General features: G+C 34.2%; 23 protein-coding genes. 17 read left to right on the top strand and 6 right to left on the bottom strand.

The genetic code is table 11. The annotated features are described in order from the left end of the window. Positions 1-16: 16 nt before the first annotated feature. The 3 genes from JJJ02_RS07815 to JJJ02_RS07825 all read left to right on the top strand — a co-directional run bounded on the left by JJJ02_RS07815 (position 17) and on the right by JJJ02_RS07825 (position 3,501). Complete coding sequence (locus JJJ02_RS07815) at positions 17-2,395, top strand: immune inhibitor A domain-containing protein (RefSeq protein ID WP_239242374.1); 2,379 nt, start codon at positions 17-19, stop codon at positions 2,393-2,395. A 100-nt stretch (positions 2,396-2,495) separates the two neighbouring features. Then, on the top strand, positions 2,496-3,065 hold the full coding sequence (locus tag JJJ02_RS07820; protein ID WP_239242472.1) for a GNAT family N-acetyltransferase: 570 nt from the start codon (positions 2,496-2,498) through the stop codon (positions 3,063-3,065). Continuing rightward, the gene (locus JJJ02_RS07825) at positions 3,049-3,501 is read left to right on the top strand and encodes a 2-thiouracil desulfurase family protein (RefSeq protein ID WP_111714233.1); all 453 of its coding nucleotides are present in this window, start codon (positions 3,049-3,051) and stop codon (positions 3,499-3,501) included. Before JJJ02_RS07820 ends, JJJ02_RS07825 begins: the two co-directional genes overlap by 17 nt. Here the strand turns inward: JJJ02_RS07825 and JJJ02_RS07830 are convergent. Then, on the bottom strand, positions 3,486-4,058 hold the full coding sequence (locus JJJ02_RS07830) for an LOG family protein (protein WP_239242373.1): 573 nt from the start codon (positions 4,056-4,058) through the stop codon (positions 3,486-3,488). The genes JJJ02_RS07825 and JJJ02_RS07830 overlap by 16 nt on opposite strands. Before the next feature lie 56 nt (positions 4,059-4,114). Between JJJ02_RS07830 and JJJ02_RS07835 the strand changes: the two genes are divergently transcribed. Continuing rightward, positions 4,115-4,582 carry a GNAT family N-acetyltransferase gene (locus tag JJJ02_RS07835; protein ID WP_239242372.1) on the top strand — a complete coding sequence of 156 codons (468 nt, stop codon included), beginning with the start codon at positions 4,115-4,117 and terminating at the stop codon, positions 4,580-4,582. Here the strand turns inward: JJJ02_RS07835 and JJJ02_RS07840 are convergent. From JJJ02_RS07840 to JJJ02_RS07855, 4 genes are all read right to left on the bottom strand, one after another. Beyond that, positions 4,579-5,040, bottom strand: coding sequence for a YaiI/YqxD family protein (locus tag JJJ02_RS07840; RefSeq protein WP_239242371.1), 462 nt, complete (start codon positions 5,038-5,040; stop codon positions 4,579-4,581). The genes JJJ02_RS07835 and JJJ02_RS07840 overlap by 4 nt on opposite strands. Beyond that, positions 5,027-5,950 carry a hypothetical protein gene (locus JJJ02_RS07845; protein WP_239242370.1) on the bottom strand — a complete coding sequence of 308 codons (924 nt, stop codon included), beginning with the start codon at positions 5,948-5,950 and terminating at the stop codon, positions 5,027-5,029. Before JJJ02_RS07845 ends, JJJ02_RS07840 begins: the two co-directional genes overlap by 14 nt. A 106-nt stretch (positions 5,951-6,056) precedes the next feature. Continuing rightward, complete coding sequence (locus JJJ02_RS07850; protein WP_111714237.1) at positions 6,057-6,476, bottom strand: MarR family winged helix-turn-helix transcriptional regulator; 420 nt, start codon at positions 6,474-6,476, stop codon at positions 6,057-6,059. Positions 6,477-6,620: 144 nt separating this feature from the next. Further along, positions 6,621-7,475: an undecaprenyl-diphosphate phosphatase gene (locus tag JJJ02_RS07855; protein WP_111714238.1), complete on the bottom strand. Its 855-nt coding sequence runs from the start codon at positions 7,473-7,475 to the stop codon at positions 6,621-6,623. A 118-nt stretch (positions 7,476-7,593) separates the two neighbouring features. On the opposite strand from JJJ02_RS07855, the gene JJJ02_RS07860 reads away from it, so the two are divergent. From JJJ02_RS07860 to JJJ02_RS07870, 3 genes are all read left to right on the top strand, one after another. Then, the gene (locus tag JJJ02_RS07860) at positions 7,594-9,180 is read left to right on the top strand and encodes an ABC transporter ATP-binding protein/permease (RefSeq protein WP_239242369.1); all 1,587 of its coding nucleotides are present in this window, start codon (positions 7,594-7,596) and stop codon (positions 9,178-9,180) included. After that, positions 9,180-10,802 (top strand): amino acid ABC transporter ATP-binding/permease protein, encoded by a 1,623-nt coding sequence (locus JJJ02_RS07865; protein WP_240838260.1) that lies wholly within the window; start codon positions 9,180-9,182, stop codon positions 10,800-10,802. The genes JJJ02_RS07860 and JJJ02_RS07865 overlap by 1 nt, the downstream gene beginning before the upstream one ends. A 125-nt stretch (positions 10,803-10,927) precedes the next feature. Continuing rightward, entirely contained in the window at positions 10,928-11,764 is an 837-nt protein-coding gene (locus JJJ02_RS07870) for a DegV family protein (RefSeq protein WP_111714241.1), read from the top strand. Between the two features lie 45 nt (positions 11,765-11,809). On the opposite strand, the gene JJJ02_RS07875 is transcribed toward JJJ02_RS07870, so the two are convergent. Continuing rightward, on the bottom strand, positions 11,810-12,247 hold the full coding sequence (locus JJJ02_RS07875) for a MarR family winged helix-turn-helix transcriptional regulator (RefSeq protein WP_111714242.1): 438 nt from the start codon (positions 12,245-12,247) through the stop codon (positions 11,810-11,812). Positions 12,248-12,516: 269 nt separating this feature from the next. Here JJJ02_RS07875 and JJJ02_RS07880 point away from each other — a divergent pair, with 269 nt between their 5' ends. The 10 genes from JJJ02_RS07880 to JJJ02_RS07925 form a co-directional block, all read left to right on the top strand. After that, the gene (locus tag JJJ02_RS07880) at positions 12,517-13,407 is read left to right on the top strand and encodes a CobW family GTP-binding protein (protein WP_240838261.1); all 891 of its coding nucleotides are present in this window, start codon (positions 12,517-12,519) and stop codon (positions 13,405-13,407) included. 18 nt (positions 13,408-13,425) lie between these two features. Beyond that, positions 13,426-14,292 (top strand): aldo/keto reductase, encoded by an 867-nt coding sequence (locus tag JJJ02_RS07885; RefSeq protein ID WP_111714244.1) that lies wholly within the window; start codon positions 13,426-13,428, stop codon positions 14,290-14,292. Positions 14,293-14,480: 188 nt separating this feature from the next. Next, the gene (locus JJJ02_RS07890; RefSeq protein ID WP_239242366.1) at positions 14,481-15,224 is read left to right on the top strand and encodes a DeoR/GlpR family DNA-binding transcription regulator; all 744 of its coding nucleotides are present in this window, start codon (positions 14,481-14,483) and stop codon (positions 15,222-15,224) included. A 10-nt stretch (positions 15,225-15,234) separates the two neighbouring features. Beyond that, positions 15,235-16,155, top strand: coding sequence for a 1-phosphofructokinase (gene pfkB / locus JJJ02_RS07895; protein WP_239242365.1), 921 nt, complete (start codon positions 15,235-15,237; stop codon positions 16,153-16,155). A 10-nt stretch (positions 16,156-16,165) separates the two neighbouring features. Then, positions 16,166-18,073, top strand: coding sequence for a PTS fructose transporter subunit IIABC (locus JJJ02_RS07900; protein ID WP_240838263.1), 1,908 nt, complete (start codon positions 16,166-16,168; stop codon positions 18,071-18,073). A 203-nt stretch (positions 18,074-18,276) separates the two neighbouring features. Beyond that, entirely contained in the window at positions 18,277-19,050 is a 774-nt protein-coding gene (locus JJJ02_RS07905) for an alpha/beta fold hydrolase (protein WP_111714248.1), read from the top strand. Positions 19,051-19,272: 222 nt separating this feature from the next. Further along, on the top strand, positions 19,273-20,619 hold the full coding sequence (locus JJJ02_RS07910) for a hemolysin family protein (RefSeq protein WP_240838265.1): 1,347 nt from the start codon (positions 19,273-19,275) through the stop codon (positions 20,617-20,619). Beyond that, positions 20,612-20,911: a DUF3817 domain-containing protein gene (locus JJJ02_RS07915; protein ID WP_111714250.1), complete on the top strand. Its 300-nt coding sequence runs from the start codon at positions 20,612-20,614 to the stop codon at positions 20,909-20,911. Before JJJ02_RS07910 ends, JJJ02_RS07915 begins: the two co-directional genes overlap by 8 nt. A gap of 44 nt (positions 20,912-20,955) precedes the next feature. Then, positions 20,956-21,666 (top strand): pseudouridine synthase, encoded by a 711-nt coding sequence (locus JJJ02_RS07920; RefSeq protein ID WP_111714251.1) that lies wholly within the window; start codon positions 20,956-20,958, stop codon positions 21,664-21,666. A gap of 140 nt (positions 21,667-21,806) precedes the next feature. Beyond that, a partial coding sequence (locus JJJ02_RS07925; RefSeq protein WP_240837207.1) for a transposase occupies positions 21,807-21,962 on the top strand: 156 nt, incomplete at its 3' end.

Consider the following 21,962-nt stretch of genomic DNA (forward strand, 5'->3'; position numbering starts at 1 on the left):
ATTCGGGGGCTAAGCGATGAGAAAAAAACAATTATTTTCTTCACTACTTGCGTTATCTTTAGGGTTTTCAAGTCTTGGTTTAACAAGCGGTGCAGCATATGCTGATACAAAAGTACAGACGATGAGTGGCAGTGGTTTCGATGCGGGTGTTGCAAATGAAGAACGATTAATTAAGATGTTACAAAAAGAAGGGATACTTTCTAAAACAGCATCGAGAGCTGAAGCAGAGAAAGCAGTACAACAATTTCTAAAACATAAGCAGGAACAGTCTAATAAATACATAAGAAATAAAGGTGCATTCGATAAGAAATATAATAAAGTCACAACAAAGAAAAATGCACAAAATGCACAAAATAAATATACAAAAGGTAAAGGGAAAAAATTAGGACACGCTAAAAATTTACCATCAGTAGTACCTGAAGTATATTCAGGTGAAAAGCGTACAGACAAAGTCTTACTTTTAGCAATCGACTTTCCAGATTATAAAAACTCTACAATTACTAAAGAAGAATCAGATATGTTCTATGAAGACTATCCGATGAGTCATTTCCAGGACATGGTGTTTAGTAAAGATGGATATAAAGGTCCTAATGGTGAAACATTAGTAAGTATGCAACAATATTATAATAATCAGTCAGGTGGCAGTTACGCGTTGGACGGAGAAGTGCATGGCTGGTATACAGCAAAACATGAAGCAGCATATTACGGTGGAAATTATCCGGATGCTGATGGAAATGATCAACGACCGAAGGAACTTGTGAAAGAAGCGCTTGAAGCAGCAGCGAAAGATCCTAACGTCAATTTAGAGGAATATGATCAGTGGGATCGATATGATCTAGATGGGGATGGTGTATTAAATGAAAAGGATGGTATCGTCGACCACGTTATGATTATCCACGCATCACCTGGTGAAGATGCTGGTGGGGGTCGTCTAGGTACAGATGCTATCTGGAGTCATCGCTGGAGTTTAGACTTTGACGAACAAGGTGAGCCATATACTATTCCAAATACGAAATCAGGTCAGGATCGCTTCGGAGGAGAGCTTGCAGTAATTGATTACACGATTCAACCTGAGGATGGTGCTGCAGGCGTATTCTCACATGAGTTTGGACATGACTTAGGCTTGCCAGATGAGTACGATACAATTTACTCAGGTAAAGGTGAACCTGTTTCATTCTGGTCAATCATGTCAAGTGGTAGCTGGGCTGGTAAAATCCCAGGTACAGAACCATCAGGATTTGATCCATACATGAAGGAAATGTTACAGGATTTTCATGGTGGTAACTGGCAGACAGGTAGTGAGGTAGATATTAAAGATGTAACGAGTGTACCACAGGAGTTTTTATTGGATGAAGCGACAACGAAAGGTACGAATAATGATGCAGTGAAAGTAACGTTACCAGATAAAGTTACTAACATTGTAACGCCTAAATCTGGTTCTAAATTGTATCATAGTGGTTCTGATAATGATTTAGAAACAACACTGTCAACTTCTGTTGATTTAACAGCCGCTAAATCTGCTGAATTCACATTTGATGCGTGGTATGATATTGAAAAAGGTTATGACTATGCATATGTTCAGGCTTCTACTGATGGTGAGAAATGGACTAATCTAGAAGGTAATATTACGAATAATGATGACCCTGATAATAGCGGATCTAATATGGGTAATGGTATCGATGGTAAAAGTGATGGATTTGTTGAAGCTAAATTCAATCTAGATCAGTTTGCCGGTCAAAAAGTTCAGTTGCGTGTACTTTATAAAACTGATAGTGGATTTATTGCACCAGGATTATATTTAGATAACTTAAAAGTAACTGCAGATGGTAAGGTCGTCTTAGAAGATGGCGCTGAAACTACACCGAAGTTTGAATTAAATGGATTCAGTGTATCTGACGGTAAGAAATACAGTAAAAACTATTATTTATTACAATGGAGAAGTCATAATAAGATTGATGGTGGTTTAGCACATATTAAACGTGGCGACGGATTCTTAACATACAATCCAGGTTTAATCGTAGAATATGTCGATGAATCATTTAGTGACAACCACGTTGGTAAACATCCAGGTGAAGGTTATGTAGGTGTCGTTGATGCCGATCAAAACGCACTTGTTTGGGATGGAGAAAGCCCAGGACCAGCATCAACACAATGGCAGATGCGTGATGCAGCATTTAGTCTAACAAAACAAGATCCACTGAAAATTACATTAGATGAAACATCTACGTTAGTGGATAAATCATTAGTTGCAAATGCTTTATTTGATGACAGCAAAGATTATTCAAATAAAGCACAACCTCATGCAGGTAAAATCTTACCAAAACATGGTTTAAAAGTAAAAGTTGTTGGAGAATCAAAAGATAAAACGACAGCAAAAATTATTGTTTATAAATAATTCATTATAAGAGTGAAACAATTTTATTTGTTTCACTCTTTTTCAATGTCTTCATTTAAGTTAGACGTTGAATTTGGTATATTTATATCAACAGGAGGATATCATGATATATTTTGAGACCGAGAGATTATTATTTAGAGATTGGCAGGAAAGTGATTTACCGAAATTTCAGGCAATGAATAGTGATTTTGATGTACGACGTTATTTTCCGGATGTAATGAGCAGTGCGAGAAGTGAAATTGCCTTTTATATCATGCAGGCTGAAATTACACAACATGAGTTAGGTCTTTTCGCAGTTTCCTTGAAAGAAACAAATGAATTTATCGGTTTTATCGGGATGCAGTATTTAATTCCGACAAGACATTTTAATCTACCCTTTATGCCTTGTTATGAGATTGGCTGGCGTCTAAGAAAAGCATTTTGGCATCAAGGATATGCTACTGAAGGAGCACGAGGTGTATTACACTATGCTCAACAAAAAGGCATTAAAGAAGTATATAGTTATACAAGTTTAATGAATAGACCGAGCAGAAGAATAATGGAAAAGTTAAATATGACATTTGTTCGTTCATTTCAACATCCATTGATAAATGAGCGTCATCCATTGAATGAACAAGTGTTATTTCATAAATATTTATCTGGAAGTGATATAAATGATATTAATCAGTAGTTGTTTAATAGGAGCATATGTAAGATATGATGGTGGCTCGCAAGGTGATACACGTCTTATAGAACTCATAAATGAAGGCAAGGCGATACATGCTTGTCCCGAACTTCTGGGTGGCTTAAATGTACCACGTGAACCAGCAGAGATTATCGGTGGAGACGGATTTGATGTATTAGATGGACAGGCAAAAGTGATGACGGCTGGCAATAAAGATGTAACTGCAGCATTTGTAAAAGGTGCAGAAGCAACATTAAAGATACTATTAACTGAAAATATAGATACTGTTATATTAAAGGCTAATAGTCCAAGTTGTGGTAACAATCAAATCTATGATGGCACATTTAGCGGCACAAAAAAACAAGGCGTAGGTGTTACAACCGCCTTGTTAATTAGAAATGGTATTAAAGTGTTGAGCGAACAAGATTATTTTTCATCATAACGCTTAACACTTACGGGTGTTGCATTGTTCATCTTGTCAATCAATGTATCAGGATCACTTTCAACGATGGCAAGATGACGATAATGTTCACCGATAAATCCATCCTGCATCATTTTTTCTAACATTTCGATTAATGGATTATAGAAACCATCGACATTCAGGATGCCAATTGGTTTTTGATGCAGGCCGAGTTGCGCCCAAGTAAATATTTCGAAAAATTCTTCAAGCGTTCCGGCGCCACCTGGCATCATGATATAACCATCACATAATGAAGACATCATATCTTTACGTTGATGCATCGTATCTACAGTATAAAGTTCCGTTAGATTTGGATGTGCCACTTCTTTTTCTTGTAAAAAGTTTGGGATTACGCCAATTGCGCGACCATCGTTATTGATGACACTATCAGCAATAACACCCATTAAACCAACTTTACCGCCACCAAAAACCAATCCTATATTATTTTTAACGAGTGTTTTACCAAGTTCAGAAGCAAATAACTCATAGTTAGGATGAACGCCTTTATTTGATCCGCAATATACAGCGATATTTTTCATGTAAAAAATCCTTTCTTTTATGGTATTATAAGTTGTAATGAAATGGAGTGAATATCTTGATTAACATTAAACCGGTAGACACAATAACTGACATCGATTTGAGTCATTATGAATTACCAGCAAGACAAATGGTGTATGCAGGTCATCCAAGATTTATACTAACACGAAATAAACCACAATACATCCCATTTATCATTGAAGAACAGGACCGTCTCATCGGTGTATTTGCATTAGAGGCAGGCGAGATATTAGAGAAGATTGGTGCACCTCAACATGCAGTATATTTACGTGGCCTTTCAATTAATTTTTCTGAGCAGAATAAAGGTTATTTTAAAGCATCGCTTGCAGCACTAGAGCGATATTTATTAGAACATCATCCAGAAATTACAGCGATTTATTTAATGGTAAATGTAAATAATGATGCATATTATGCTTTTATTAAATCAGGATTTAAAGATGAGAAACGCATTGTTCATCAAGGATTATCAAAATTAAAAGTATTATCAAAAAAACTTAGCAGTTAAGGTGCTAAGTTTTTTTCAATACATTGTTCTAAATGAGATACAAAAGTATGGCGATCATTCATTGTAAACTTTGAAGGACCTTTAATTCTTTTTCCTGCATTGCGTTCAATCTGATTATGATAACGTGTTAATAACAATAAATCGATATTATCTTTCGTATACATATTGCCATTGTGATGCATCACGATGGCATGATTGATTAATAGACTCGCTAAACCGTAATCTCCAGTAACGACGATATCATGCTTCGTAGCAATCCTTTTAATTTCGTAATCTGCGCTATCGTTACCTGTATCAACATACTTCGTATCCACAAATTCAGGATAGTCTTGCATTGTAAAGTGTGCAAAGTCTTTAACGAGCAACACTTTGAGCTTGTACATTTCAGCGACATGTATCACTTCGTGAATGACAGGAGAACTATCTGCATCGACAATAATCCGATTAACGATTGTCAATTTGCTGCGCCATCATTTGACGATGCTTTTCGAATAACTGAGCATTGTCATAGTTTTCTTCTGCTTTTACTGCAGTCTTCTGCGTCTTTTCTTTTTGTGGTGTAGCAGAAAGATTAGTGGTGCTTACCAATGATTGTGATTGTAGTTTGTTAGTAAACTTGTTTTCTTCATTGTTGGTAGCAGTTTTATTAAAGCTAAATAGAGAACGCTTTTGTTTCGGCGTTTTAAACTTGTAGTTTATGTATTTTTTCATTTCTTTGATCATTGCGCTTTGTTGCGCTTTGATTATTTTAACTTCTTCTGCGTGACGTGTGTTCATTGTTGCTTCTAATCTCTTTGCAAGCTGATTGATAGCTTTTTGATCTTTGCGATTTACTTTTTTCACTTGCACAGGCGAAAGATTAATATTTTCCTCAGGTAGTTTTGCTTCATAGTTTATGTATTTTTTCATTTCTTTTTTTAGCTCTTTTTGTCGTGCAATTATATTTTTATCTTCTTCATTACGACGATCTTCAATATGTTTAGATAAATTATTGTCTAACTTATTAATTTCTTTTTGAAGTTTCTTTTCATTTTTTTGAGCTAATTTATCGTTCTTTTTATATAAATTCATTTGTTGGTTATATTGATGTTTTTTCTTACTATCCTGTGCTTTTTGGCTCACAAATTGAGCTGTACCTACTGTTGCACTTTTAACAGTATGAGCAGCCTTCGCCACATTATGAGACGTATGTACAACTTTGTCTTTCGTTTTAACGCCAACTTCTTTTGTAGTATCCATCGCTTTCAAAGATAAAGCAGTCGCTTTTTGAACTTCTTCATGATCTTTTATGCGATGACGTTCATTATAAAGGGGTACTAATATTAAAGCAGCTACATTTATTACTGATTTTATCGTTTCTTTTTTCATAGCCTGATTCTCCTTTTAACCTATTAATAGTCATTATTATATAGTATTTACCCTTATATATAAAAAGATAACGAAGTTATTTATGTAACTTCGTTATCATTTAAAACTATTCATATGTGACATTGTCTACAATTTTCTTGCTATATGCCATAAGTTTTTTATAGTCTTCAGCTTCTAATTTACTTGCTTTAAACATTTGTAGAGGCACTTTATATAAATCTTTGACTAATGATTCACCTTCCTCAGTCAGTTGAATCATCACGATACGTTCATCCGCATCACTTCTATGACGAGAGACGATACCACGTGCTTCCATCTTTTTTAAGATGGGAGTAATCGTTCCAGATTGAAATGCCAGGCGTTCACCAAGTTGAAGAACCGGCATCACTTTTTCTTCATGCAATACCATTAATACGAGATAATGTTGGTAACTTAATTGTTTGTCTTTTAATAAATTTCGATTATAAAATTTAATAATCTCACGCTGCGCAAGATACATTTGATAGTCTAACGAATTTTGTGGCATAAATGCTCCTTAAAGGTGTGGTGTAAATAATAGATTTATTATATCACTTATTGAATCAGAAATATAATAAAAATCACTTTTTTCACTATGAAAAAGTGAAATAAAAATACAACTCACGTGTGAGTTGTATTATAAAAAGTATCGTTAAATTCCATGTCCAATGCCGAATCCGTAATATAAAATTGCGATGACAGCAACTAATACTAAACGGTAAATTGCGAAAGGAATTAATTTAACACGATTGATTAAATTTAAGAATAATTGAATGGATAATACACCGAAAATAAATGCAGCGATGAAACCTACGATATAGAACATAATCTGATTGCTCTGGATATAATCGATATTGCTGATTAAACTTTTAGCACTTGCCGCAAACATAATGGGTACTGCCATAATAAAAGTAAAGTCACTTGCTGCTTTATGATTCATCTTCAACAGAACACCTGTAGAAATAGTAGAACCTGATCTAGAGAAACCTGGCCACAATGCTAAACATTGTGCGATACCGATAATTAATGCATTTTTGTAACTGATTTCATCTACTGTTGTTGGATTAGGGACTTTCTTAGCATAAAGATCTGCAGCGATCATTAGGAATGCCCCTAATGCTAAACCGATTAATACAGTTGGTACAGAAAATAAATGCTCATCGATAAAATCATCAAATAATAGACCCATGATTCCTGCAGGTAATAACCCGATAAAGACATGTAATAAATTTAGTTTTTTTCCGGATGGATGTGGTGTTTTATCTTTTTCAAGATGAAACATTTCTAAGAAACGATGACGGAAAATCCAGGCTGCTGCAAAAATTGAACCAAGCTGAATCACAATCTTAAATGTGTTTGCAGATTCCTGGCTGCCAAGTACTTGTTTTGTTTGTAACCACATATCATCAACAAGTATTTGATGTCCGGTTGATGATACGGGAGCGAACTCTGTTAATCCTTCAACGATACCAAGGATGAGCGCTTTAATTAATTCGAAAAATTCCATGAGTGAACCACCTTTAATATACTTTTTAAATTCTATAAAATTATAGCATAATCCGTCAGAATGCACTATTTATACTTAATGAAGAATAAATGCTATAATGCATTCGAGGAGGGATTATGTGAAATTTTTAACACAACTCACTAAACCATTTATCGGTATTCATATACTGTTATTCATTTTAAGTATCATGTTAAGTGTCATTATCATTACGCAAAGTTTAGAAATTGGTAAAGTCATTGATTTTATTTTAACAAACCACCAATATCAAATCTCTCAGACTTTAGTTGTAATTTTATTGATATTAGTCTCCAGAGCGGTCATCCAGTCTCTAATAAAGTACAGTGGACATCTGTTAAGTCATAAGATAAAAAATAAATTAAGAAACAGGATTTTATTTAAAAATAATGATGCAGGTGAACTGATGAATTTTAGTCAGCAGGGGGTGGAAGGAGTTCATCCATTTTTTGCAGATTATTTACCACAAGTATATAAATCGATGTTAATTCCATTGATGATCATCTTATTTTTATTTAACTTTCATTACCAAACAGCACTGATTATGTGTATCACAGCGCCTTTTATACCGATATTCTATATTATTATCGGTATCAATACTGCTAAAAAAGCAACGGATCAGATGCTTTCATTAAATCATTTTTCAAATTATTTTTTAAATGTCATGAAAGGAATTATGACAATTAAACTATTTAAATATGATGATAAAGCGATGGGGAAAATTGAAGATTACTCCGTACAGTACAAAGATAATACAATGAAAATATTAAAGACGGCATTTTTATCTACGTTGATGCTTGAGTTTGTCTCTATGTTATCTATTGGTATAATTGCTCTGGAAATTGGATTATCACTCATCGTATTTAAAACAGTATCATTTTATGTGGCGGTAGTTGTGCTTATGCTAGCACCTGAATTTTACAATGCCTTAAAAGATTTAGGGCTCGCATTTCATACAGGTAAACAATCAAGTGGTTACGGTGACCTTATTGAATCTTCGTTAGATGAACAGGTGCAGACAACAAATATTTCGTATCACCAAAAAAACACAATCGCATTTAACAATATGAAAGTGAGGTATCCAGATAGTGATTATCTATTATCTATCGATACTGAAATACCGATGCATCATTATGTAATTGCAGGACCGAGTGGCGCTGGTAAATCAACGCTTGCTAAAGTGATTGCTCAGCTGCAGTATGCAACAGGTGAAATAAAATTACCTGAATATTTGAAAGATAATATCGTCTATTTATCTCAGGACCCGATTATATTAAACACATCGATAATGAATAACATTACGATGTTTCAGCATATCGACGAGAATATTGTGTATCAGTATGCAGAACAATTAAAATTACATGACTTGTTTAATAATATGCCTGAAGGATACGATACCATCATCGGTCAAGGTGCCCGACAATTATCGGGTGGCGAAGCAAGACGATTAATGTTACTGAGAGTCTTCGTTCAACCTAAAGCACTCGTTATCTTTGACGAACCGACAGCGATGTTAGATATAGACAGTGAACACATCATAAATGAAGCAATCAATAAACTTAAAGACATAAGTACTGTATTTGTTATTGCACATAATAAAAATACGATAGAATCAGCATCTCATGTAGTGCGCGTGAAAAATGGTCAAGTAAGTATACATGATAAAGTGAAAGTTTCGGAGGTGATATAGTGCGCTATATTTCAAAAATGACAAGAAAATCACTTATCATCGCTATAATCATAGGAACGATTGGTGGTCTCACTGCAATCGGGATGTTCAGTCTTAGCGGGCTAATGTTGTCAAAGAGTGCCTATCAAGTACCGCTCTATACTTTAATGACGTTAGTAGCGACTATTAAATTATTTGGCGTCGTCCGTGCGATCTGTAAATATTTCGAACGTCTCATTAGTCATGAAGCTACATTTGAAATGTTAAAAGATGTGCGTGTAACAACTGTGCGTCATCTACTCGAAAACTTTATAACAATTCATTCAAAATATCATTTATCAACATTATTAAATCGCACTGTAAATGATGTTGAGAAACTACAGAATCTTCTGCTCAGAGTCATTTATCCACCTGTCATCGCTATGATTACTACAGTAATTGTAACTTGTATTTATGCTCAGTATAGTATATATGCAGTTATCGTATTATTTATTGCGATGTTGTTATTAACCATATTATTGCCGACTGTGATTACAAGATTTTTAAAAAGGGTAGTGAATAAAAAAATAGAAGCAACAAATCAATTTGAACATCACCTTTTAGATTATCATCTTGCCCAGGAAGCACTGGCAGTATTTGATAAATCGGATAATTATCAGCAACAGCTTGTACAAAAACAACGCAATATGGAACAGGCAATTAAGAAAGAACATAGTATCATTATCCTGTATGATTTTTTATTAAATCTTATCGCGATGATTGCTATATTTTTAGTAATATATGTAATGATGTTTGATCCAACCCGAAATACACTGATGTATTTAAGTATCGTAATGGTAGCGATAACACTTTTTGAAATGAGTATTCCTATGATTCACTATCCATATCATAAAGTAGAAACGGACCAATCGATTAATCATCTTGACACATTGAATGAACGCGTCCACTATCAAAATATAGAAGAAAAGGTTCATACAATACAGCTCGCAGATGTAATCGTCGATCAACGCCATTCTAATATTAATATGACTGTTCATCAGGGTGAATTTGTGGGTATCGCCGGGCAAAGTGGTGCAGGTAAAACTACGTTATTAAAAACGATGCTTGGATTAGAAAAAATTAAAGGTGATTATTTATTAAATGGAAAGATGATAAAAACACCGGCTAATCTTTTACAGATGTTTAATGTAATGGAACAGCATAATCATTTTATCAATGGAACTGTTGCAGAAAATATGTTTGTAGATGTAAATCCTCATCAGTTAAATCAGCTTTTAGAACAATTTCAATTGCCATTTAACAGTGAAACAATGATACACTCATTTGGCGAGAATTTATCAGGTGGAGAAAAGAAACGATTACATTTTATACGCATGATTTTACGCAATAAAGATGTCTGGATAATGGACGAACCATTTAATGGTGTTGATAAAGCGAATCAGAAGATTATGCTTGATTATTTAAATCAATTACAATCAACAACGATTATAATGGTTTCGCATGATTTATCGGTATTTAATCATTGTGATAAGCTTTATCTCATTGAGGATGGGCAAATGATTGAAGAGGGTGCAGGATCTTTATTACACGAACAAAATTCAAGGTTTTATCAGTTACTTCAGCAACAATTGTTATCAGTATAAAATAATATATTAATAATAATCTTATTCATAACCAAGATTATAACTTTTGAAATAAAATATTGTTATATAAATTAAATATTTGAATCATTTTATGATATGATGAAATAAATAAAAGGAGGTACATCATGAACAAGATTGCTTGGGTAACTGACACGTCATCAGGCTGTATAATAGGTGAAAAAGATACATTTGTAGTGCCGATGGGTGTTATTTTGAACGAAAAACATTATCAGGATCAGGCAGAATTATCTGTAGAAGAATTTTATACCTTGCTTAAAGAATATGGTGATGGTGCAAAAACGACTCAACCTAATTTTAAGGCGATTCACGATGTGTATGAAGAAATTGAAAAGTTAGGATATACGCATATCATCGCAATACATCCTTCTAGTAAACTTACTGGATCATTTCAAAGCTCAGTGATAGCGAGCCAAGAAGTGAATATCACTTCAGCAGTAATTGATAGTAAGATTGGTAGCTATCCGATAAAAGCAATGATTGAAGCTGGTAAAGAGATGAATGCTGAAGGTAAATCATTCGAAGAAATTGTGGAAACTTTAAAAAGATATGCTGAAGATGCAGTATTAGTATTAAATCCTAAAAATTTAGATCAAATGAAGAAAAGTGGTCGAGTGTCAAAAACACAAAGTTTTATGGCTGGATTATTAAATATTCATTTAGTATTACAATTTGAAGATGGCAGTATATATCCGGTAGATAAAGTAAGAACGAAGAAAAAAGTAGTAGATGCTGTAAAAAAGCAGGTTGAGAAAAATCTTGCTGAATTTAAACCGAAAGAAATTTGTGTTGTATATGCTGGCGACAAAGAGGAAGCAAATATTTATATCGAGTGGTTAAGAGAAGCGTATCCTGAAATTAATATCGTTAGTGAAATATTAGTACCTGTAGCAGGTGTACATTTAGGATATGGGACAATTGGTATCTCATGGATTAAACGATAATAAAATACCGAGCACAAATTCTAAATTTGTGTTCGGTATCTTCATTTATTCTTGTTCTCGTAAGCTGTGGATTAATTTATTCAATAACTTACCGAATTCATTATATTCATCATCAGTAAATTGAGAAACTTCTTTTAATATATCTGTAGCACCTTCAAGGTGTGATTGAATTTCTTTGCTTTTATCTGTAAGATGGACAAATACTTCACGTTGATCTAATTCTGAACGTACACGCATAATTAAACCATTCGTTTCCATACGTTTTAGTAACGGTGAAATTGTACCTGTATCTAATGAAAGTTCAGTGACTAATTTTTTCACGTTAACTGGAGATGATGTCCAAAGTATTTGTAAAACAAGATACTGTGGGTAGGTTAGGTTATATTGCTTAAAGATTTTGTTGGAATAATATCGGTTTACTTGTCTTTGCGCGTTGTATAAGCTAAAACAAAGCTGATTGTCTAGCTTGAAATGTTCTGTCATTTTGTGCCTCCTATATATGTATGCTAAACAATTAATGTCATGTAAAGGTATATATCTTAATATCAGTATACTCTATAAACACGAAATAACCTAATTTGTTCTTAATTAACATATTATATTTACAAACATTTTTCAAGCTAATTTACAATCTTTTTGTATGTAAATTGTTAATATGTTCAAAGGTCTATACTTATTACATAAATAAGTCTTTAAATACAATACATATTATTTATATAATGGAGATGAATATTTTGAATCAAGAGAGAAAAATGAATATTTTAATTATAAGTGGATTTTTGGGAAGCGGAAAAACAACTTTACTTGCGCAAATCATAAAAAAGAATCAAAACAAAAAAATTGCTATCCTTATGAATGAATTAGGTGGTTTTAATATTGATTCTAAAATTCTTGGTGAGGAAACACCATATAATGAATTATTGAATGGATGTATATGCTGTGATCTTAAAAGTGATGTTGCAATTCAAATTAATGACCTCTATCATCGTCATCATCCTGAACTTATTATTATAGAAGCAACAGGAGTGGCTCATCCTGTAGAAATATATGATGCATGTACCGAACCAACAGTGACTAAAATTGCTCAAGTTTTAAATATAACAACGATTCTGGATTGTTCAAGATTTTTGGATCGTAATAAATTCTCATACACTGTGAAGCATTTAATGGAAGAACAAGTGAAATATGCACATGTTGTCATATTAAATAAGATGGATTTAGTCACTGAAGATGAGCAGCAACAAATTATTCAGCAAGTAACAGACCTAAATCCAAAAGCAAAGCAGATACAAACTACGTATTGTACCTTAGACACAGCACAGCTTGAATATTATGGTGCTCATATTGATGCACATAACCATATGCATCACGGTATACAATCAATCGTATATGAGTTTAGTGGTGCAATAGACGCACGACAATTCGTAGAGTGGCTGAGAACTTTACCGGATGAAATTCTTCGGATTAAAGGATTTATAAAATTTAGAGAAAACCCTACACAGGTTGTGCTCTTCCAATATGCATATGGCATACCTCAATACGAAGAAGAAATGATGAATTTGCCATTAAAGTTAGTCATTATCGGTGAACAACTAAATAAAGAAAAGTTATTAAATCAATTAGATCTATTACAATTTGGATAAAAGACGGGGGAATACGTTATGGAAATGTCTAAAGTAGTTCAGGGATTTTGGAGATTGAATACATGGCAATATAATAAGGAAGCTTTAAATAGATATTTACATGAGCTCATTGAACTAGGCGTAACTACGATGGACCACGCTGACATTTATGGAGACTATACGTGCGAAACGATTTTTGGTGATGCGCTAAGCTTAACGCCGGAACTAAGAAAGAAAATGCAGATCGTTACGAAATGTGGTATTGTGCTAAGATCAAAGACAATGCCACAATTTGATTTTCATAAATATGACTATAGTAAAGCGCATATTGAAGCATCTGTTGAAAGAAGTTTGAAAGAACTGAAGGTGGATGAAATTGATCTATTATTATTACATCGCCCCTCTCCATTACTTGATGCTGAAGTTGTGGCTGGAACTTTAAAGCAGTTACAACAAAAAGGTTATGTGAAACAATTTGGCGTTTCAAATTTTAAAGCACATCAGTTTGACCGTTTAAATCAAGCAATGCAGCATGAAGGATTGTCACTTGATTATAATCAGGTTGAATTATCACCACTCAACCTTGAAAATATCGAAGATGGCACATTAGAAACGATGAAGGCAAAGCAAGTTGATATTATGGCTTGGAGCCCACTAGCAGGTGGAAAAATATTTGAAACCGGAAAAGTTCAGACTGTATTAAATGGTATTGCAAATCAATACAACACAACAGTTGATGATATTGCATATCGTTTCATTAATCATTTGCCATACAATATACATCCGATTGTCGGTTCGCAAAGTTTAGAACGCACGAAAGTTGCTTTACAAGCACAAAATCACAGTCTGACTGATAATGAATGGTTTATGATCTATACCGCAGCATTAGGCAGAGATATTCTGTAAATAAAGTATGCTAGAAATAAAAAAACGTATGTTGTTAACTGACAACATACGTTTTTTTATATCTATTCATAAACTATGACCGTTTTATGACGTTTTATAAGAAAATTAATTTATCATGAATGATTTTGGATGAAAAAGATTGACTTTGATGTTCGGATAAATTAAGATATGAGTGTATTCAAGGAGGGATGAACGTGCTAACGATTAAAAGACATGAAACCATCCTTAATCTATTAGAGGCACATGATGTGATATCACTACAGTTACTGATGGATGTAACTTCAAGTAGTGAATCAACGATTCGCAGAGATTTATCTACATTAGAAAATGAAGGCAAACTTATTCGTGTCCATGGTGGTGCGAAGAAACTTACTGAAAAACATAGAGATATTGCGTTTTCAGTCAAATCGACGACCAAAGTAGAAGAAAAAAATGAAATTGCAAAAATTGCTGCTTTACAAGTCAAAGATCATGATTGTATCTATTTAGATGCTGGTAGTTCAACATTAGCGATGATTCCGTATTTATCACAGCAACACATTACCGTTGTTACGAATGGTGCAACACACGTTCCGCAGCTTGTTGATAAAGGGATAGAAGTTTATATGATTGGTGGATTTATTAAAAAAGATACATATGCATCTATCGGTGTTCAGGCAATTGAAAATTTAAAGCAATTCAGATTTGATAAAGCTTTTATGGGCGCAAACGGTATCCACATTCAACATGGATTATCTACACCGGATATTGAAGAAGCGTATATAAAGCAACTTGCTGTGAAAATTGCACAGAAATCTTTTTTTCTCATAGATGATTCAAAATTTGATGAATATACATTTGCTAAAATTTGTGATCTGGAAAAAGGAAAGACCATTATTATTACGAATGCGCAAAATGAGAAGACTAAGCCCTATGAAAAATACTTAATATAAAGGAGCACATATGATTTATACAATAACATTAAACCCATCGATTGATTATGTCATGTTTACACAAGATTTTGATTTAGGTGGTTTAAATCGTGCAACAACGACCCATAAGTTCGCTGGAGGAAAAGGAATCAACGTATCTCGTGTATTAAAAGCATTAGATCAACCATCCACTGCACTCGGGTATATCGGAGGATTCCCTGGCGCATTTATTAAGAATGAACTTGAATCTGCATACATTCACACAGACTTCATTCTTGTTGAAGAGGATACACGCATTAACGTTAAGTTAAAAGGTGATACTGAAACAGAAATTAATGCTGCAGGGCCAGATGTCAATGCAACGAACCTTGAAGCATTACTGAATCAGATAAAAGTACTCACGACAGAAGACTATGTCATCATTGCAGGATCTGTACCAAAGTCGATGCCAGATGATATTTATGCAACGATTGCTCAAATTTGTGCTGAGAAACACATTCCATTTGTCGTAGATGCAGAGAAATCATTGCTTACTCAAACTTTACCGTATCATCCAGAGTTCGTAAAACCTAATAAAGTAGAGTTAGAAGAAATGTTTAATCTTACTATAAAGGATGATCATGATACGATTCAGGCAGCACGTTTATTGATGGAACAAGGTGCAAAACATGTTCTTGTATCTCTTGGTGGAGAAGGTGCCATACTTGTTACAGCTGATGCTTGTTATAAAGCTACAGTGCCTAACGGTAAGGTCATTAACACAGTAGGATCAGGAGACTCAACAGTGGCTGGGATGGTTGCTGGATTTGCACAAAATAAGTCAATAGAAGAAAGTTTCAGACAGGCAGTATCATGCGGCACTGCAACTGCATTTACAGAAGATTTGGCAACAAGCGAGCAAATCGCTGCAATAATAAATAAAGTTACAATTACAAAAATTGAAGGAAAATAGGGGTGTAAACATGAGAATAACAGATTTATTAAAAGAATCTACGATTGCAATGGATCTTACAGCTACAACTAAAGATGGTGTTATCGATGAATTAGTTGAGACACTTTATAATGCTGGTGTATTAAACGATAAACAAGCCTATAAAGAAGCAATACATGCACGTGAAGCTCAAAGTACAACAGGTGTCGGAGAAGGTGTAGCAATTCCCCATGCTAAGACGGATGCAGTGGCTAAACCTGCGATTGGTTTCGGTAAATCGATTGAAGGTGTTGATTATGAATCACTTGATGGACAACCCGCAACATTATTCTTTATGATTGCAGCGCCAGCCGGTGGAGCACAAACACATTTAGATGCATTAGCTAAGTTATCAGGCATATTGATGAATGAAGAAGTACGCGCGCAATTATTACATGCAGCAACAGCAGAAGAAGTATTAGAAATTATTGAACAAAATGATGAAGTAGAAACAAAAGAAGAAGTAGTGTTAGCACCAACTGGCAATGCTACAAATGACAATTTAGTATTAGCAGTTACAGCATGTCCAACAGGAATTGCGCATACGTATATGGCAGCAGATGCACTTAAAAACCAGGCGAAGAAAATGGGCGTACCGATTAAAGTTGAGACGAATGGTTCTGGTGGGATTAAGAACCGTCTGACTGATGAAGAAATAGCACGTGCTAAAGGAATCATTGTAGCAGCAGACGTTAACGTTGAAACAAATCGTTTCCATGGTAAGAACGTTGTCATGGTACCTGTAGCAGATGGTATTAAACGACCTGAGGAGTTAATCAATATGGCTCAGGATGACACACGTCCATTATTTGAAGCAAAAGGCGGACAAGCGAAATCTTCAGGCAGCAAAGAGAAAAAAGGATTCTATAAACACTTAATGTCAGGTGTATCAAATATGTTACCGTTTGTTGTAGCAGGTGGTATTTTAATGGCGATTGCTTTCATGTTTGGTATTACATCATTTGATCCTACTAAATCAGATTATCATCCATTTGCTGAAGCGTTATGGGCTGTTGGTAACAAATCAGCATTCGCATTAATGGTACCCATCTTAGCAGGTTTCATCGCTATGAGTATTGCGGACCGTCCTGGTTTAGCGCCAGGTATGGTTGGTGGTATGTTAGCGGTAAGTGGTGGTTCAGGATTCTTAGGAGGTTTAATTGCAGGTTTCTTAGCAGGTTATTTAGTTGAAGGTATTAAAAAATTATTAAGTGGTATGCCTCAATCATTAGATGGTTTAAAACCAACACTATTATTCCCGTTATTAGGGGTAGCAAGTTCTGGGTTATTAATGTACTACGTTGTTAATCCACCAGCAAGCTGGTTAAATAAATTAATGGCAGATACATTAAACAGCATGAACGGCACAAACATTGTAATTCTAGGTTTAGTATTAGGTGGTATGATGGCCATCGATATGGGTGGTCCATTTAACAAAGCATCATACGCATTTGGATTTGCAGCAATTGAAGCAGGTAACTATGCGCCGATTACTGCAGCTATGATTGGTGGTATGGTACCACCACTAGCTATCGCATTATCAATGATTATGTTCAAAAATAAATTTACAAAAACTCAAAAAGGTTCATTATTATCAAATATCGTTATGGGATTATCATTTATTACTGAAGGTGCAATTCCTTTCGCAGCAGCTGATCCTGCGCGTGTTATTCCATCAATGATTGCTGGTAGTGCAACAGCAGGCGCACTCGCTATGGCATTTGGATGTCGTGTACCAGCACCACATGGTGGTATCTTCGTAGTTGGATTAGATAAAGGTCATTGGCCAATGTTCTTATTAGCATTATTCATTGGTGTTGTTGTGTCAGCAGTGATTTATGGCTTGCTTAAAAAGAAACCAACAGAAGCGGAATTAGAAGAAGAAGTAGAATTAGCATAATCCATAAAAGTATTTTAATCATCAAAAGAACACTTGAATATAACTCAAGTGTTCTTTTGATTTATAAAATTTTACGATATTTCCTGAGAAATATTGAAAACGTTCACAAAAAAATATATAGAACCGTGGTATAATATAATGATAATAGGGTATAATTTAATATTAATAATTAAAGCTACATAATTAGAGAACGGATGATCAATATGTTATATCATAAAACGTATATAAAAGATGAAAATGCCCCTTGGATTACTTTTATCCATGGGGCTGGTGGGAGCTCTACCATTTGGTTTAAACAAATCAGATATTTTCGTAAAGATTACAATATCTTACTTGTCGATTTAAGAGGACATGGTAAGTCGACAGAAGTTGTATGGAAGAAGACAGATTCGTTTAAGACACTTGCTGCAGAGGTAATTGAAGTACTTGATGAATTAAATATTAAAAGTACGCATATCATTAGTTTGAGTTTAGGGACAATCGTTGCTCAGACGATTGCTGATGAATATCCGGATAGAGTACGTTCTCTTGTATTAGGTGGTGCGATTATCAGTCTGGATATTCGCACAAAGTTTTTGTTAATGGTTGGTCGTATTTCAAAGAATTTTATTCCGTATATGTTATTATATAAACTTTTTGCTTATATTATTATGCCTCGTAAAGAGCATGAGGAATCTCGTCTTGCTTTTATCAATGAAGCTAAGAAAATGAGTCAGAAACAATTTGTGAAATGGTTCAGTTTAACGCGACTGATCAATCCATATTTAAGTCATTTACAAGTTTCAACAAAAAGGATTCCAACACTTTTTTTAATGGGTGACGAAGATTATTTATTTATTCCACCTGTACAAAAAGTAGTTGATAATTATTCCAACTTCGGTTTAGAAATTATTAAAGATTCTGGGCATGTTTGCAATATAGATCAGCCAGAAGCTTTTAATACATTAAGTCAAAAATTTATCGCTACATATTCGTAAGGATTGTAATACTCCTTTCTCACACAAAGGAGTATTTTTGTGTTAAAATAACCCTAGTCTTTCAATTTTATCTCAGGAGGTGACTACCATTGGGAAGGCCATAAATTTACATGATACTAACTTCATTCCATTTAATCTTTTAAAAAATATCAAACAAACATTTGTGACTTCAGTAGTCACTAAACAAAAACCGGAGGTGAATCCCTAGTCATAGGGAATTAATTGGACATACATACCATATCAAGTTTATTATTATTTGCTTTATTAATATTGCTTACTGCTTTATTCGTTGGATCAGAATTTAGTTTAGTAAAGGTTCGAACGTCACGTATAGATCAACTTGTTAGTGAAGGGAATAGTGCTGCTAAAATTGTACAGCATATGGTCCATCATTTAGATTACTATTTATCTGCATGTCAATTAGGGATTACAGTAACAGCATTAGGTTTAGGTTGGATTGGAGAATCGACATTCGAATCTTTAATTCACCCGGTGCTTCATTTGTTACACATCCCAACTGATATGAGTAAGCCGCTTACTGTATTTTTAAGTTTCTTTATCGTTACGTTTATACATGTCGTTATAGGTGAATTAGCTCCGAAGTCATTAGCGATTCAATATGCAGAAAAGATGACTTTAGCATTTGCCAGACCTTTATATTTCTTCGGGATTATTATGAAACCATTAATTTATTCAATGAATGCTACGGCACGTTTAATTTTAAGAATATTTGGTGTACAACCTGCTGACCATGAACAGGCGATGAGTGAAGAAGAGCTTAAAATTATTATGACGCAAAGTTATCAAAGCGGTGAAATTAATCATACTGAACTGGCATATATGCAAAATATCTTCAGCTTTGATGAACGTTTAGCAAAAGATATTATGGTACCACGTACACAAATGATTACGTTAACACAACCATTTAATATTGATGAATTATTAGAAGTTATTAATGAACATCAATTTACACGTTATCCAATTTCAGAAGATGGTGATAAAGACCATATTATCGGGTTTATTAACGTAAAAGAATTTTTAACGAAATATGCTTCAGGGGATCCTGTACGTATTAAAGATCATATTCATGACCTGCCATTGATTCATGAAGTAACGCGTATTAGTGATGCACTGATTAAGATGCAACGCGAGCGTGTACATATCGCATTAGTTATTGATGAATATGGTGGAACAGCTGGTATTTTAACGATGGAAGATATTTTAGAAGAAATCGTTGGTGAAATTCGAGATGAATTCGATGAAGATGAAGTTAATGATATTATCAAAACAGGTGATAACACATACCAGATAAATGGTCGTGTATTATTGGATGATATCGAAGAGAAATTTGGCATCGTTTTTGAAGATTCGGAAGATATAGATACCATTGGTGGGTGGATGCAAGCTCAAAATCCAGATATCGATAAAGATGATTATGTTGATACTAAATATGATAAATGGGTTGTATTGGATGCTGAAAACCACCAGATTAAATCTGTTGCATTGCACAAAGAATTTAATGCATCTCGTTCAGTAACAGAAGAAGATGAGGACGTTATAGATGAATAATCAAACATTAAAAAGTGTATTTCGATTTTTTGGATTTTTAGAAGGTGGGTCACTGCTATTGTTAATGGGGATCGCAATGCCATTAAAATATATGGCTGGTAAACCTGAAGTAGTGACAGTAGTAGGATCAATTCATGGATTTTTATTTACGATCTATATTGTGACTTTAGTGTTGATGACGATAAAGGTGAAATGGGACTGGAAATGGCCCCTTGCAGGTTTCATCGTGGCGTTTATACCTTTTGGTACATTTATATATGATCACTATTTTGTACGTTCAAAATACTATTAAAGATAAGAGCTGAGATGCTCTTTCTTTTTTTGGAGGCATTTATGATGAGAATCAATAAATTTTTATCTGAAGCAGGGGTTTGTTCGAGACGTGGTGCGGATAAATGGATAGAAGCGGGACGCATTAAGATAAACGGTGTGAAAGCAGAACTTGGTAGCAAAGTTTCAGAAAGTGATGTTGTTGAAGTGGATAATAAAGTAGTGACTTTAAACACTGATAAAGGCTATGTCTATATTAAACTCAATAAACCACGAGGTATTACATCTACAACAGAACGTCATATAAAAGGCAATATTGTGGATTTCGTTGGACACGCTGAACGTATATTTCATATTGGGCGTTTAGATAAGGATAGTGAAGGTTTAATATTACTGACGAATGACGGAGATATTGTTAATGAAATTCTGCGTAAAGAAGGCAAACATGAGAAAGAATATATTGTGACAGTAGATAAGCCGATAACAGCGGACTTTATCAAGCAAATGTCTGAAGGTGTTGAAATTTTAGATACAGTAACTTTACCTGCTGTCGTTACAAAAGTGAATGCGAAGACCTTTAAAATTATACTCACGCAAGGACTTAACAGACAAATTCGACGTATGTGTGAAGCGTTAGGATATGAAGTAAAGCAGTTACGTCGACTACGTGTGATGAATATACTAGTTGATGACTTGAAGTTAGGGCAGTGGAAAGATTTAACGGATAGTGAGAAAAATGAACTCTTTGATATGTTAGGATATACACCGAAGCGATAGGTAAGAGTGTTGTAGAAGAAGGCAGTTTAATACCATCTCATTCAATCAAATAATAAATAACATGAGTTTCATCACCTAAAAAAGCATCCCTCAACCTGAAGTGCACCCCTAAAGTTGAACCTTAAAATTCAACTTTAGGGGTGTTTATTTTGAATAAAAAGCATGAACTTGATTTTAAATTAAGAATTATTAAAGAATATAAAGATGGAAATATTGGCTATGATTCATTGGGTAGAAAATATGATATTCAACCTTCAATACTAAGAACATGGATTTATCAATTTGATACCTTCGGT

This window comes from Macrococcus sp. PK (assembly GCF_022501545.1).
GTDB classification, from domain to species: Bacteria; Bacillota; Bacilli; order Staphylococcales; family Staphylococcaceae; genus Macrococcoides; species Macrococcoides epidermidis.

Excerpts from the sequence above, each read along its gene's own strand:
- JJJ02_RS07870 (WP_111714241.1), top strand. The coding sequence starts at position 10,928 with ATGAACAAGATTGCTTGGGTAACTGACACGTCATCAGGCTGTATAATA.
- JJJ02_RS07830 (WP_239242373.1), bottom strand. The coding sequence starts at position 4,058 with ATGAAAAATATCGCTGTATATTGCGGATCAAATAAAGGCGTTCATCCT.
- JJJ02_RS07855 (WP_111714238.1), bottom strand. The coding sequence starts at position 7,475 with ATGGAATTTTTCGAATTAATTAAAGCGCTCATCCTTGGTATCGTTGAA.
- JJJ02_RS07880 (WP_240838261.1), top strand. The coding sequence starts at position 12,517 with ATGAATATTTTAATTATAAGTGGATTTTTGGGAAGCGGAAAAACAACT.
- JJJ02_RS07825 (WP_111714233.1), top strand. The coding sequence starts at position 3,049 with ATGATATTAATCAGTAGTTGTTTAATAGGAGCATATGTAAGATATGAT.
- JJJ02_RS07885 (WP_111714244.1), top strand. The coding sequence starts at position 13,426 with ATGGAAATGTCTAAAGTAGTTCAGGGATTTTGGAGATTGAATACATGG.
- JJJ02_RS07850 (WP_111714237.1), bottom strand. The coding sequence starts at position 6,476 with ATGCCACAAAATTCGTTAGACTATCAAATGTATCTTGCGCAGCGTGAG.
- JJJ02_RS07890 (WP_239242366.1), top strand. The coding sequence starts at position 14,481 with ATGAACGTGCTAACGATTAAAAGACATGAAACCATCCTTAATCTATTA.
- JJJ02_RS07815 (WP_239242374.1), top strand. The coding sequence starts at position 17 with ATGAGAAAAAAACAATTATTTTCTTCACTACTTGCGTTATCTTTAGGG.
- JJJ02_RS07875 (WP_111714242.1), bottom strand. The coding sequence starts at position 12,247 with ATGACAGAACATTTCAAGCTAGACAATCAGCTTTGTTTTAGCTTATAC.
- JJJ02_RS07845 (WP_239242370.1), bottom strand. The coding sequence starts at position 5,950 with ATGAAAAAAGAAACGATAAAATCAGTAATAAATGTAGCTGCTTTAATA.
- JJJ02_RS07920 (WP_111714251.1), top strand. The coding sequence starts at position 20,956 with ATGAGAATCAATAAATTTTTATCTGAAGCAGGGGTTTGTTCGAGACGT.
- pfkB (WP_239242365.1), top strand. The coding sequence starts at position 15,235 with ATGATTTATACAATAACATTAAACCCATCGATTGATTATGTCATGTTT.
- JJJ02_RS07905 (WP_111714248.1), top strand. The coding sequence starts at position 18,277 with ATGTTATATCATAAAACGTATATAAAAGATGAAAATGCCCCTTGGATT.
- JJJ02_RS07900 (WP_240838263.1), top strand. The coding sequence starts at position 16,166 with ATGAGAATAACAGATTTATTAAAAGAATCTACGATTGCAATGGATCTT.
- JJJ02_RS07915 (WP_111714250.1), top strand. The coding sequence starts at position 20,612 with ATGAATAATCAAACATTAAAAAGTGTATTTCGATTTTTTGGATTTTTA.